Below are 13270 nucleotides of genomic sequence, written 5' to 3'. Positions count from 1 at the left end.
CGTGCATCATGCACATCCACGAGAGGGCGTGAGAGAGTGGGACGTCCAGCCCCGAGGCCGCCGTCCCTCCACCCCACAGCCCGGCACTCGCCCCGATTCCGGACCTTGCCCCCGCACCGCCACCCCTCCCGCCACCGCAGATCGACACCCGTCCAACCGGAAGGCACCGGGCGCATGACCAAGCCCACGCATGAGGTCGAGTACGAGCAGATGCTGCTCAGCCGCCACACGTTCCTGAACCAGCGCGGCGGACGCCGCAAGGACGGCCTCCTCGAGCGCAGCGCGTACATCCTGCTCAGCCGCATCCGGGTACAAGGGCCCATGTCGATCGGCGAGTTGAGCGAGGCCTTCGGTCTCGACGCCTCCACCCTCAACCGGCAGACCGCCGCCGCCATGCGCGCCGGTCTCGTGGACCGCGTCCAGGATCCGGGGGGCGGCATGGCCCGCAAGTTCCGCATCACCGAGGTGGGCGAGCGGATGCTCGACGAGGAGCGCGAGGGCATCGTCCGCGCTCTGGACGAGGTCATGACGGACTGGTCGGCCGAGGACGTCCGGGCCTTCGCCGGCTATCTGCGCCGCTTCAACACCGGCATCGAACGCCTGGGAGGACGGCCCTGGCCCCGGGAGGAGTGACGGGGTGGACGGGGTGGGGGCTCCGGCGAGCCCTCCCCACCGACCGGCAGCGGAACCCCGGCAGGCGCCCTCCCCGCGGCAGTTGACCCCGCCCCGGTGATCCGCCCCCGGAACGCCGGTTCCCGCGCCGGAATCGCAACGCCCCCGTGCGCGCCCGGCAACGAAGGCGAAATCCGCGCGGCCGAGGATCAACAAAATGTTGAAACGCCGCGCGGGAGGGGATCAGGGCAGGGACACCACCGCCGTTCTCCGCCATGGCGCGCGGCGGCCCGCTCCCGTACGCCCCGCCCGCCCCGGAGACCCCATGTCACAGGCACCCGACCCGGCCGCACCCGACCGGGCGGCATCCCCCGCACCCGCCCGCCACCCGGTGGACCAAGTCCCCTCCCCCGCCCGGCTGTTGCTGCTCGGGCTGCAGCATGTGCTGGTGATGTACACCGGCTGCGTCACGGTCCCGCTGGTCTTCGGCGCGGCCGCCGGGCTCGACACCTCCACGGTCGGGCTGCTGATCAGCGCCGACCTCCTCGTCGCCGGTGCGGTGACCCTCGTGCAGTCGCTGGGGGTCGGGAAGGTGCTCGGCGTACGGCTGCCCGTGGTCGCCGGGGCCACCTTCACCGCGGTGACGCCGATGATCCTCATCGCCGGTGAGTACGGACTGCGGGCCGTGTACGGGTCGATGATCGCCGCCGGGCTCTTCGGGCTCCTGGTCGCGGTGCCCTTCGCCCGGGCGGTGCGCTTCTTCCCGCCGGTGGTCAGCGGCACCGTGATCACGGTGGTCGGTCTTTCCCTGATCGGCGTCGCGGCGGGCCTGATCGCGGGCGAGGACCCCGAGGCCGAGGGCTACGCGGCCCCCGGCCATCTGGCCCTCGCGGGCGGCATCGTGCTCCTGATCGTCCTGCTCACCCGCTTCACCCGCGGTTTCCTCTCCCAACTCGGCGTACTGATCGGCCTGATCGCCGGCACCCTCGTCGCGGTCCCGATGGGGCTCACCGACTTCTCCGCGGCCAGGGACGCCGACTGGTTCGGCCTCGCCGCGCCCTTCCACTTCGGCGCCCCGGAGTTCCCGGTCGCCGCCGTGGTCTCGCTGTGCGTGGTGATGCTGGTGACCTTCACCGAGTCCACCGCCGACATGCTCGCCGTCGGGGAGATGACCGGGCGCCCGGTGGACCGCCGCTCCCTGGCGCGCGGACTGGCCGCCGACGGCGTCTCCGGCGTACTCGGCGGGATCATGAACGGCTTCCTGGACACCGTCTTCGCCCAGAACGTCGGCCTGGTCGGCATGACCCGGGTGCGCAGCCGCTATGTCGCCGCCGTCGCCGGGGGCATCCTCGTCGTGCTCGCGCTCATACCCCGGCTCGGCGAACTGGTCGCCTCCCTGCCGGGTCCGGTGGTCGGCGCCGCGGGTCTCGTCATGTTCGCCACGGTCACCTCGGTCGGCATCGGGAGCCTGCGCAAGGTCGAGTTCGAGGGCACCGGCAATCTGATGATCGTCGCCGTCTCCCTGGGGGTCGGCATGCTGCCCGTGGTGGCGCCCGACTTCTACCGGGCCTTCCCGACCTGGGTGCAGATCATCGGCGGCAGCGCGATCACCAGCGCCGCCCTCACCGCCTTCCTCCTGAACCTGCTCTTCCACCACACCCCGAGCAGCTGGTCCCGGGGGTCCGCGGACTCCTGAGGCGCCCGGCTCCCCCACCCGGCGGCGCGCACCCGCGCCCGGCCCTTCAGGCAGGCCTACCGGGCGCTCCGGCCGGACCGGGGGCGAGCCCCGCCATCCGTACGCAGGCGTCGGTCATCGACTGCTCCGCCTCGTCGAGCGCGCGGTCCGCCCCGGTGGCCTTCACCAGCGCGAGGGCCGCGGACTGGACGGTCACCGCGCGGGCGGGTACGTCGAGTACGGGCCAGGGGTCGCCCTCCGGGGGCACCGCGGGGCCGCCCGCGGACCGGTAGGCGGACAGGAAGCGCGCCCACTCCCCGGGGCCGAGGATCCCGCAGGCGTACCAGGCAGCGGGCCGGGCGAGGTCCCAGGCGGGGTGCCCGGTGCCGAGGTCGTCCACGTCGATGAGCACCCAGCCGCCGCCCGGCTCCCGTACCAGCTGGCCCAGGTGGACGTCCCCGTGGCACAGCGCGCTCCCGGGCACCGGCGCCTCGCCCCTGGCCCAGGGCGGCAGCGCGGACCAGGCGGCGAGGACGGCCGGGGCGGCGGGGTGCGCGGCGGCGCGGGCGCGCAGCCGGGCCACGGCGCGGGCCGCCCGGGCGGGGCCGCGCATCGCGGGCAGGCCGGACGGCAGTACGGAAGGGTCGGTGCGGTGCAGCCGGGCCAGGAGCCGGGCGGCGGCCTCCCAGGGCGCGGCCTCGGGGTGCTCGGGGTCGACGGGCTCGCCGTGCGGCCACAGGGTGACCGGTCTGCCGTGCAGTTCGACGGGGTCGGTGCGCAGCGGCGGGAGCAGGATGCCGCCGAGCGCGGGGTGCGCGGCCAGCGCCGTACGCAGGGCGAGTTCGCGGGGGTCGGTGCCGGGGGCGTGCGCCTTGGCGACGGCCTCGCCGTGCCGGACCACCGCGGCGTCCTCGCGGTCGGCGAGCACGGCCCCCGGGGCGGGGCAGGCGCAGTCGCGCTGTCCGGGCAGATGGACCGCGCCGCGCACGGTGGCCGCGAGGGCGCGCAGCACGGTCGCAGACACGGACTCCCCCTGATGACTGGTGCCGGGTGCCGGGTGTCCGGCGGACTGTGCTCACCGGTTACCGGTCACCGGAGAACTGGCGGATGTCTCGGTACCGGAGACCCGGCGGACGTCTCGATACCGGAGACCCGGTGGACGTCGTCCCGGTACCGGAGAACCGCCGGACGACCTCGAAAGGGAGCCTACGGGGCGGGACGCGGACGGTGTACCCCGGGGAAAAGCAATGCCGGCGCAGCTCCCCAGCTGCGCCGGCATCTGTGCCGTCCGCCGCACCCCCGTCCCCACGGGGTTGTTCAGGCCGGATGTCCCCGCCCGGGCCGCTCTCCCGGGCCTGGAGTGCCGCTCAGCGCTCCAGCATCACGCCCACGGACGACGCTTGTGTGACCACTGCGTCCCAGCCGCCGAAGACGACCACGAGCAGGGCCGCCAGGGGCAGGACCATGGCCGCCGCCACCGCGGGGTGGCGGGTACCGGAAGGGCGCACTCCAAGCCCTGTCACGGTACGGCGCACGGTCGCACCTGCGAGGGAGAGGGCGGCCGAGGCATGCGGGGCCTGGGCCCTGCGCCTCTGCGTACGGAGAATGCTCCGTGTCGCGGTGTCCGCCATGCTCCCTCTCCTGACCGAAACGGTGGTCCGATGCCGTCCCCCGGCACCTCACCTGGCGGCGGCGGGCGTCTGGCCTCGGGGGACGAGTGCTGCACCCGCCGCTCGACCTCAAATCTAGGGGCGGGGCCGGTCGGCGACGTCATGCCCTCGTATCGAATGGCGGGCCTCCCGGAGGATGAGCGCGGGCGCGGGGTGTACTCCACTGGGTGGAGACGCGGGGTGGAGATCCGGGCGGGTCCTCGGGGTCTTCCCGGAGGGGTCCCGCCCCGGCCCGGGTGAGGTCGCTCACCCCGATGATCACCCAGCGCCCGGCTCCCGTGGGCCCACGGTGACCGCGGGGTGCCTCCCGCGGCCCGGAGCGCCCCGCGGCGCGGGCCCCTCGGGTGCGCTCCCCCTGGAGGTCAACCGGCCTGGTGTGCACGGGAACTGACGGAGCGACAGGAGCGGGAGCGGGTCGGGCGCCCGGCGCTGAGGGTCCCTCAAGTCGCCTGCCCTGTACTGAAGACGGCCCAACGGGAAGGCGCGGCCTCTGCGCGCTCCGCCCGCGGTAAACGTAAGCTGTGGCACGTCAGACGGACCAGCGACGGGGATGAACATGGCGATGATGCGGCTCCGGCGCGAGGACCCGCGAGTCGTCGGCTCGTTCAGGCTGCACCGCCGGCTCGGCGCGGGCGGGATGGGCGTGGTCTACCTCGGCTCGGACCGCCGCGGCCAGCGGGTGGCGCTGAAGGTGATCCGGCCTGACCTAGCGGAGGACCAGGAGTTCCGCTCCCGCTTCGCCCGCGAGGTCTCGGCGGCGCGGCGCATCCGCGGCGGCTGTACGGCCCGCCTGGTGGCCGCGGACCTGGAGGCCGAGCGCCCCTGGTTCGCCACCCAGTACGTACCGGGACCCTCGCTGCACGACAAGGTCGCCGAGGGCGGTCCGCTGACGGCCGCCGAGGTGGCGGCGGTCGGGGCCGCGCTCTCCGAGGGCCTGGTCGCGGTGCACGAGGCCGGGGTGGTCCACCGCGATCTCAAGCCCTCCAACATCCTGCTCTCGCCCAAGGGCCCCCGGATCATCGACTTCGGGATCGCCTGGGCCACCGGGGCGAGCACCCTCACCCACGTCGGCACCGCGGTCGGCTCCCCCGGCTTCCTCGCCCCCGAGCAGGTGCGCGGCGCGGCGGTCACCCCGGCCACCGACGTCTTCTCGCTCGGCGCCACCCTCGCCTACGCGGCCACCGCCGACTCGCCCTTCGGGCACGGGAGTTCGGAGGTCATGCTCTACCGGGTGGTGCACGAGGAGGCGCAGCTCAAGGGGGTGCCCGACGCGCTGGCGCCGCTGGTGGAGGCCTGTCTGGCGAAGCACCCGGAGGACCGCCCGAGCACCCTGCAGCTCTCGCTGCGGCTGAAGGAGATCGCCGCCCGCGAGGCCCAGGGCCTGCCCGAGTCCCGGATCCCGGCACCGCACACCGAGAGCGGCACGACGGAGCGGGTCACCGCCGCGTACCCGGAGCCGCACACCCCGCGCCGCCCCGCCCAGGGCGCCCCGACCGGCCCCCGGCAGACGGCGGCCCGCCCCGGCCCGGCCCGCCAGGGCGCACCCGCCAGGCCGACGTCCGGCCGCCCCGCCACCGGGCGCCCCGCGAACGGTCGGCCCGCCACCGGCCGCGCGCCCCGGCAGGGCGGCAGGCCGACACCGCGGAACAAGGCCGGGCGTCCCGCGCCGCGCGGCACCGGCTCGGTGCGCAGGCCCGCCAACCCCCGGCTGCTGCGCCAGCGGCTCATCGTCTTCGTCGTGGTGACGCTGCTCGTCGCCCTCGGCATCGCGGCGGCCCAGGGCTGCCAGGGTCCGGCCAGCGGGCTCGGCTCCCGGCCCGCGGTCCCGGTGAGCGGGACGGGAGCGGCGCCCGGGGAGGCACCTCAGGTCCGGGACGCGTACGCGCCGTAGAGCCCGGGGGACGTACGGGGACGTACGGGGACGTACGCACGCGAGAGGTGCGCGCCCACGGGAGACGTACGCGTCGTAGGTCCGGGAGACGCGCGGAAGCCCGGAGCCGAGGGGGCCGGGACCGGAGTCGGGCCGGGGCGGACCGGGACCGGAGTCGAGGGTCTTCGCGGCGGTCATGTCCGGTCCGTAGGGCGGTAGTTGGCCGGAACGGGTGGCATTCCGCTCGCTTCGCGCGATATCGCCCCCTCGGGCGTCTACGGTACCGATGTGCCGCACCGTCCCTCGCGGCCGCCCGAGGAGGACTCCCCGTGTCATCGCCCTACGGCCCCGCACACGCTCCCGTCGGTGATGTGGGCACCGCGCTCATGCTGATCGACTCCCAGCTCAAGGCCATCCGCGCGGGACGGACCGAGCACGACCCCGAACAGAAGGCGCTGAGCGACCAGTTCATGGCCTCGCTGGGTCCCGAGGGGGCCGTCGCGGTACTGGACGGCACCTGCACCGTGATCTACATGTTCATGAGCTGGCTGCGGCAGGCCCACGAGCACGAGGACAAGGACGTGATCGAGTACGTGGTGCCGACGCTGGTCGCCTCGCTGCGTCTGATGCCCAGGAGCGTGCGTCCCGAGACCATCCCCACCATGTCCGCGCTGGTCATCGCCGCGGGCACCGGTCTGAGCCCCACCCTGTGGCGCGAGCAGTACGGCGACTGGACGGAGAAGGAGATAACCGCCCTGGAGGCGACCACCTTCCTGCTCGCCGAGCACATCAGCCGCGTCACCGAGGACCCCGACTTCGCGGTCCGCATGGTCACCGAGGCCCTGGCGAACGCCGAGGACCACTGAACTCCCGCCGTCCTGGCGGCACGGGGAACCGGTCGCCTTCTCGGGCCGCCGTGGAGCGCGGAGTCGCGTGGGGGCTCAGAGCCGGGTCGAGGCTCAGAGCCGCGTCGAAGCTCAGAGCCGCGTCGTGTGGAAGGCCACGGCGGAGGCGGCGGCCACGTTGAGGGAGTCCACTCCGGCGGCCATCGGGATGCGGACATGTTCGTCGGCGGCGCGCAGGGCGGCGTCCGACAGCCCGTCGCCTTCGGTGCCGAGCAGCAGCGCCAGCTTCTCGTACCGGCGGGCGGCCAGTTCGTCGATCGTGATCGACCGCTCGCCGAGGCACAGGGCGGCGGTCACGAACCCGTACCGCCGGAAGACCTCGATCTCCTCCGGCCAGGAGGTCAACCGGGTCCAGGGGACGGTGAAGACCGCGCCCATCGAGACCTTCACGGCCCGGCGGTAGAGCGGGTCGGCGCAGCGGGGCGAGAGGAGGACGGAGTCCACGCCCAGGGCGGCGGCGTTGCGGAAGGCGGCCCCCAGATTGGCGTGGTCCACCAGGTCCTCGAAGAGGGCGACGCGTCGGCCCGTACTCCGCTGCGGGTCCCCGGAGGAGGGCGAGGACTCGTCCGCGGGGCGGCCCTCGGCCGAGGACCGGTCCGCGGTCCTGGGGGCGGCGCCGAGGAGTTCGGCCGCGGCGGGCAGCGGCTTGCGCTGGAGGGAGGCGAGGGCCCCGCGGTGCACGTGGTAGCCGGTGACCCGCTCGGCCAGCTCGGGGCTGACCACGTAGACCGGGGCGGTCGCCTCCGCGATGACGTCGGACATCACCTCGACCCACTTGGCGGAGAGCAGCATCGAACGCATCGCGTACCCGGCCTCGCGGGCCCGGCGGATGACCTTCTCGCCCTCGGCGATGAACAGCCCCTCGGCGGGTTCCCGGCGGCGGCGCAGCTCGACGTCGGTGAGCCCGGTGTAGTCGCCGAGGCGGGGGTCGTCGGGGTCGTCGACGGTACGGAGTTCGGCCACGGGGTGAGGCTGCCTTGTCGTAGGAGTGCGGGGTACGGGTGCGCGGGAGCCGTCAGGTGAGGGTGCCGGGGGCTGCCGGGGCCGTGTCGCCGACCTCGACGACCTCGCCGACGACGATCACCGCGGGCGGGCGGACCTCGGCGGCGCGGACGACCTCGCCGACGGTGGCCAGGGTGGCGTCCACCCGGCGCTGGGCCGCGGTGGTGCCCTCCTGGATCAGGGCGACCGGGGTGTCCGGCGCCCGGCCGTGGGCGACCAGCGCCCGGGCGATCCGGCCGATCTTGTCGACGCCCATCAGGATGACCAGGGTGCCGCGCAGCCGGGCGAGCGCCGCCCAGTCGACCAGGGAGCGGTCGTCCTCCGGCGCCACATGGCCGCTGACCACCGTGAACTCGTGCGCCACCCCGCGGTGGGTGACCGGGATGCCCGCGGCCCCCGGGACCGAGATGGAGCTGGAGATGCCGGGGACGACGGTGTACGGCAGGCCCTCGGCGGTCAGCGCCTGCGCCTCCTCCATGCCGCGCCCGAAGACGAAGGGGTCGCCGCCCTTGAGCCGTACCACCGCCTTGCCCTGCCGGGCGTGCTCGATCAGGGCGTGGTTGATGGCCTCCTGGGCCATGTAGCGGCCGTAGGGGATCTTCGCGGCGTCGATCACCTCGACGTGCGGGGGGAGTTCGGCGAGCAGGTCGCGGGGGCCGAGCCGGTCGGCGATGACCACATCGGCCTCGGCGAGCAGACGGCGCCCGCGGACGGTGATCAGATCGGGGTCGCCGGGGCCGCCGCCGACCAGGGCCACCGGGCGCACGCGCGGCGCCTCGTCGGGGCGGACGCCGACCGAGGGCACGGCCAGGGTGCCGTCGCCGAGCGCCTCCACCAGGATGTCCCGGATGGCGGCGGTGCGCCGCGGGTCCCGGTCGTGGACCTCGGTGGTCAGCACGGCCACGGTCACGCCCTCGCTGCGCCCGGTGGCCGGGGTGAGCGCGGTCGCCGCGTCGGCGTCGTCGGCGCGTACGCACCAGATCCGGCCGCGTTCGGCCTCGGCGGAGGCGGTGCGGTTGGCGGCCTTGTCGCTGGTGGCGATCAGCGCATACCAGGCGCCTTCGAGGTCCCCCTCGGCGTACCGCCTGCGTTCCCAGACCAGCTCGCCGGAGTCCGCCATCGCCTCCACCGAGGGGGTCGCGGAGGGCGAGACGAGGAGGATGTCGGCGCCCGCCGCGATCAGCGCGGGCAGCCGGCGCTGGGCCACCTGACCGCCGCCGAGGACGACGGTGCGCCGCCCGGTCAGTCTCAGTCCGACGGGGTAGGCGGGGTGTTCGGCCATGGCGGTACGGCTCCTCGTGCGGGTGGTGCGATGCGGTGCGGGCCGCTGCGGCACTGGAGCGGCGTGTTCACGTACGGTCCCCGGGGCACCTGCTGCTCCCCGGTTCGCGCCCGGTTCCCCGGACGACGCCCGGTCACCCGGTTCACGTGCGGTTTCCCGGTTCCTCAGCTTACGGCGAGGGGCGCGGCGGGGCCCAGTCGCGGCGGTCCGGCGCCCCCTCGGCGGGGGGCCGGGCCGCGAGGACCCGGTCACGCGCGAGCCGGCCGTCCCCGGGCCGTACCGCGCGTGACCCCCTTACTTCTCGGTGACCCCGGCCGAATCGAACGTGGCCACCTCGTGCATAGCGCGGGCGGCGCTCTGCACCACGGGCAGCGCGAGCAGCGCGCCCGTGCCCTCGCCGAGGCGAAGGTCCAGGTCGACCAGCGGACGCAGGCCGAGTTTGTTCAGGGCGGCGACATGGCCCGGTTCGGCGCTGCGATGGCCCGCGATGCAGGCGGCCAGCGCCTCCGGGGCGATGGCGCGGGCCACCAGGGCGGCGGCACCGGCGCTGACGCCGTCCAGGATCACGGGGGTGCGCAGCGAGGCGCCGCCGAGCAACAGGCCGACCAGGGCGGCGTGTTCGAGCCCGCCGATCGCCGCGAGCACCCCGATCGGATCGGCCGGGTCGGGCTGGTGCAGGGCGAGGGCCTGGCGTACGACCTCGGTCTTGCGGGCGAGGGTCTCGTCGTTGATGCCGGTGCCGCGGCCGGTGACCTCGGCCGGGTCGGTGTCGGTGAACACCGCGATCAGGGCGGCCGAGGCGGTGGTGTTGGCGATGCCCATCTCGCCGGTGAGCAGGGCCTTGTTGCCCGCGGCCACCAGGTCGCGGGCGGTCTCGATGCCGACCTCGACGGCGGCGACGACCTCCTCGCGGGTGAGCGCGGGGCCCTCGGTCATGTCCGCGGTGCCCGCCCGGATCTTGCGGGGCAGCAGGCCCGGGGTGGCCGGGAGTTCGGCGGCCACGCCCACGTCGATCACGCAGACCTCCGCGCCGACCTGCGCGGCGAAGGCGTTGCAGACCGCCCCGCCGGACAGGAAGTTGGTCACCATCTGGGCGGTGACCTCCTGCGGCCAAGGGGTGACCTGCTGGGCGTGCACCCCGTGGTCGCCCGCGAAGATCGCCACCGCGGCGGGCTCGGGCACCGGCGGCGGGCACATCCGGGAGAGGCCGGAGAGCTGGGCGGAGATGATCTCCAGCATGCCGAGCGCCCCGGCGGGCTTGGTCATCCGCTTCTGCCGCTCCCAGGCCTCGCCGAGCGCCTTGGCGTCCAGCGGCCGGATACCGGCGACGGTCTCGGCGAGCAGGTCGTGCGGCTCCTCGCCGGGCAGCGCGCGGCGGCCGTACGTCTCCTCGTGCACCACCCAGGACAGCGGGCGGCGCTTGGACCAGCCCGCCTGCATCAGCTCGGGGTCCTCGGGGAACTCGTCGACGTAGCCGACGCAGAGGTAGGCCACGACCTCCAGGTGCTCGGGCAGGCCGAGGGCGCGCACCATCTCGCGCTCGTCGAAGAAGCTGACCCAGCCCACTCCGAGCCCCTCGGCGCGGGCGGCGAGCCAGAGGTTCTCCACGGCGAGCGCGGAGGAGTACGGGGCCATCTGCGGCTGGGTCTGCCGGCCGAGGGTGTGCCGGCCGCCGCGGGTGGAGTCGGCGGTGACCACGATGTTCACCGGGGTGTCGAGGATGGCCTCGACCTTCAGCTCCTTGAACTGCTTGGCCCGCGCCTTGGGCAGCGACTTCGCGTACGCCTCGCGCTGCCGCATCGCCAGCTCGTGCATGGTGCGGCGGGTCTCGGCGGAGCGGATGACGACGAAGTCCCAGGGCTGGGAGTGCCCGACGCTGGGCGCGGTGTGCGCCGCTTCGAGGACCCGGAGCAGGACCTCGTGCGGGATGGGGTCGTCGCGGAAGCCGTTGCGGATGTCGCGGCGCTCCCGGATGACCCGCAGCACGGCCTCGCGCTCGGCCTCGGCGTAGGCCGGGGCGGCGGGACCGCGGGGCGGGGCGGGGTCCCCGGCGGCCGCGGAGGCGGGGTCCGCCCCGCTCACCTGCGCGGCGGCGTCCGGCACCGGCTCGCCGCCGGGGGCTCCGGTCTTCTGGGCCGCGGTGTCCGCGGGGGCCTCGGTACCGGGCTCGGGCACCTCGCGGGCCGCGGACCGGCCGTCGCGGGGCGCCGGGACCGAGGCGGCCTGCTGCGCGTCCGGGGTGGTCCAGGGGGCGGCCGACTCCTCGCCGGGGAGGACGGGTTCACCCGCGGGGGCGGGCACGCCGGGAAGCCGGGGGGCGTCCTGCTCGGCCACCGGATCCGCCTCCGGTCCGGCCGAGGGGTCCGCCTGCTGCGGCTCCTGCTGCGGGGCGAAGGCCACCACCTCCTCGGACGCCTGGAGCGGCTCCCCCGCCTGCGCGGGTACGGCCTCCTGTGCTGCGATGGCAGAGCCCTGCGCCGTGAACTCCTCGTGCGGTACGAGGTGGACACCGGTCCCGCCGAGTACACCCCCGGACTCCACCCCGGGGTGGAACTGCTCCGCGGGGACACCCTGCCCGTCCAGCTCCGCCACCGGGACGGCCTGCGCGGCGGCGTGCGCCTGCTCCGGGGTGAGGGACGGCTCGGCAGCGGGGGCGTCGTCGAACTCCCGCGCGGCGTCGGTGTGTTCGGGGTAGCCGGCGGGGGATACGGGGGCGGGCTCCTCGTAGGACAGGGGTTCCTCGTAGGAGGCGGACTCTCCGTGGGGCGCGGACTCTCCGTGGAGCACCGACTCGTCGTGGGGCGCGGGCTCGTCGTAGGCGGCGGGTTCCTCGTAGGAGGCGGGGACCGGCTCCGCCTCGGTGGGCGCGAGCTGGGCTTCGGTGGCCTGGGCTTCGAGGCCCGGGACCTCGGCGGGCTGCGCCTCGGCGGCGGCCGCCGAGCCGTGCGGACCGTCCTCGGCCGGGGCGGCTGCCACCGCCTCGGACTGCCCGACCGCCTCGGCGAGGTGCGCTTCCTGGTCCAGGCGCGGTGCCTCGGCGAGGTGCGGTGCCTCGACTCCCGCCTCCGGGAAGGCGGTTGCGTCCTCCGGCAGGTGCAGGGGGTGCGGGGGCGTGGGGGCGAGGTGCGGGGTGGTGGGGATGACGCCGTCCACGGGCACGAAGCGTCCGATGGAGTCGGCCTCGCCCGGGGCGGGCTGACCGTAGGGGACGCCCTGCGCGGGGGTGTCCGGCACCGGGGCGTAGCCGGCCGGGGCGGCGCCCGCCTGCGGGGCCGCGTCGAAGGCGCCCGCGGAGGGCGGGAAGCCCGCGTTGTCCTGCGGGGCGGCCGGGGCCTGACCGTGGAAGGCGGGGTCGCCCTGGCCCGGGAAGGCGGGGTCGCCCTGACCGTTGAGGGCAGGGTCTCTGTGACCGTTGAGGGCAGGGTCTCCGTGACCGTTGAGGGCAGGGTCTCCGTGACCGACGAAGGCGGGGTCCCCGTGGGCCGGGAAGGCGGGGTCGGCGTAGGCACCATCGCCGTAGGTCCCGTCTGCGAGGGCACCGTCGCCGTGGGCGCCCTCGGCGTAGGCGAACTGACCGGATTCCGCGCCCTGTTCGGCGGCCGGGTAGCCGCCGGGCTGCCCAGGCTGGTAGTCCGCCTCCGGGTAGCCGCCGGGGTAGGCGGCGCCCTGGTGCGAGGCGTCCGGAACGACCGTTTCTGCCGCCGCTGCCTGCGGGCCCTCCGGGTGGCCGCCGTCCTGGGGCAGGCCTTCGGGGGTCCACGGCACCGCGCCCTGCGGCGGGGTGTCACCGGGGCCCGCGGGGTCCTCCTGCGGGATGTCCAGGTACTCGGGTCCGGTGGCGGGCCCCGGGGTGGTCACGGGGGCGGGCTGGGCGGCGGGGCCGCGGTCGGCCAGCGAACGCACCGGGCTGGCGGGCGGTCCCGAGTGCAGGGGGCGCCGGGGGGCCGCGGAGTGGGCCGCGGCCGGGGTGCGGGCGCTCATGTCGAGGGCGCCGCTGTCCCGGCCGGAGCGCTCGTGGGCGCCGGGCTCGTGTCCGGTCCGGCCGGGGGGGAGCTGGCCCTCCATCCAGGCGCCCTGGGCTCCCGGCATGAGCAGCAGGTCGTCCTCCTCGGCGGGGGCGGCAGAGGGGCCGGCGTAGGCGTAGGCACCCTGGGCGTGCACGCCCGGCTGCTCCACCATGCCCGCGCTCTCCGGCAGTCCCTCGCCGGGGACCTGGCCGGTGTCCGTCATGCGTAACCCCTCGCTCAGTGCTTA

At 75.4% G+C, this 13270-nt stretch carries 9 protein-coding genes; 4 read left to right on the top strand and 5 right to left on the bottom strand.

From position 1 onward, the window contains the following. Positions 1–174: 174 nt before the first annotated feature. Positions 175–633, top strand: coding sequence for a MarR family winged helix-turn-helix transcriptional regulator (locus MID12_RS28815; RefSeq protein WP_040255051.1), 459 nt, complete (start codon positions 175–177; stop codon positions 631–633). Between the two features lie 304 nt (positions 634–937). Beyond that, the gene (locus MID12_RS28810; RefSeq protein ID WP_263171876.1) at positions 938–2308 is read left to right on the top strand and encodes a nucleobase:cation symporter-2 family protein; all 1371 of its coding nucleotides are present in this window, start codon (positions 938–940) and stop codon (positions 2306–2308) included. 46 nt (positions 2309–2354) lie between these two features. Here the strand turns inward: MID12_RS28810 and MID12_RS28805 are convergent, their stop codons facing one another. Beyond that, positions 2355–3311 carry a phosphotransferase gene (locus MID12_RS28805; protein ID WP_411577015.1) on the bottom strand — a complete coding sequence of 319 codons (957 nt, stop codon included), beginning with the start codon at positions 3309–3311 and terminating at the stop codon, positions 2355–2357. 343 nt (positions 3312–3654) lie between these two features. Beyond that, positions 3655–3918: a hypothetical protein gene (locus tag MID12_RS28800; protein ID WP_168541907.1), complete on the bottom strand. Its 264-nt coding sequence runs from the start codon at positions 3916–3918 to the stop codon at positions 3655–3657. A 589-nt stretch (positions 3919–4507) separates the two neighbouring features. Here MID12_RS28800 and MID12_RS28795 point away from each other — a divergent pair. Both MID12_RS28795 and MID12_RS28790 read left to right on the top strand, forming a co-directional pair. Next, positions 4508–5848, top strand: coding sequence for a serine/threonine-protein kinase (locus MID12_RS28795; RefSeq protein ID WP_263171873.1), 1341 nt, complete (start codon positions 4508–4510; stop codon positions 5846–5848). 308 nt (positions 5849–6156) lie between these two features. After that, a complete protein-coding gene (locus MID12_RS28790; protein ID WP_040255047.1) occupies positions 6157–6693 on the top strand; it encodes a hypothetical protein in 537 nt (178 codons plus the stop codon). 111 nt (positions 6694–6804) lie between these two features. On the opposite strand, the gene MID12_RS28785 is transcribed toward MID12_RS28790, so the two are convergent. The 3 genes from MID12_RS28785 to cobT all read right to left on the bottom strand — a co-directional run bounded on the left by MID12_RS28785 (position 6805) and on the right by cobT (position 13246). Further along, the gene (locus MID12_RS28785; RefSeq protein ID WP_263171872.1) at positions 6805–7695 is read right to left on the bottom strand and encodes a TrmH family RNA methyltransferase; all 891 of its coding nucleotides are present in this window, start codon (positions 7693–7695) and stop codon (positions 6805–6807) included. A 52-nt stretch (positions 7696–7747) separates the two neighbouring features. Then, complete coding sequence (gene cobA / locus MID12_RS28780; protein WP_263171869.1) at positions 7748–9016, bottom strand: uroporphyrinogen-III C-methyltransferase; 1269 nt, start codon at positions 9014–9016, stop codon at positions 7748–7750. Between the two features lie 294 nt (positions 9017–9310). Then, a complete protein-coding gene (gene cobT / locus MID12_RS28775; protein WP_263171867.1) occupies positions 9311–13246 on the bottom strand; it encodes a nicotinate-nucleotide--dimethylbenzimidazole phosphoribosyltransferase in 3936 nt (1311 codons plus the stop codon). Positions 13247–13270: the final 24 nt, after the last annotated feature.

The organism is Streptomyces sp. SCSIO ZS0520 (assembly GCF_025643355.1).
Taxonomy (GTDB): domain Bacteria; phylum Actinomycetota; class Actinomycetes; order Streptomycetales; family Streptomycetaceae; genus Streptomyces; species Streptomyces physcomitrii.
Note: the sequence above shows the minus strand (reverse complement) of the source record. Positions and strands in the feature narration are given on the sequence as shown.

What these genes read in the sequence shown, in the direction of transcription:
- MID12_RS28815 (WP_040255051.1), top strand. Translation starts at nt 175, where the DNA reads ATGACCAAGCCCACGCATGAGGTCGAGTACGAGCAGATGCTGCTCAGC.
- MID12_RS28810 (WP_263171876.1), top strand. Translation starts at nt 938, where the DNA reads ATGTCACAGGCACCCGACCCGGCCGCACCCGACCGGGCGGCATCCCCC.
- MID12_RS28800 (WP_168541907.1), bottom strand. Translation starts at nt 3,918, where the DNA reads ATGGCGGACACCGCGACACGGAGCATTCTCCGTACGCAGAGGCGCAGG.
- MID12_RS28795 (WP_263171873.1), top strand. Translation starts at nt 4,508, where the DNA reads ATGAACATGGCGATGATGCGGCTCCGGCGCGAGGACCCGCGAGTCGTC.
- cobA (WP_263171869.1), bottom strand. Translation starts at nt 9,016, where the DNA reads ATGGCCGAACACCCCGCCTACCCCGTCGGACTGAGACTGACCGGGCGG.
- cobT (WP_263171867.1), bottom strand. Translation starts at nt 13,246, where the DNA reads ATGACGGACACCGGCCAGGTCCCCGGCGAGGGACTGCCGGAGAGCGCG.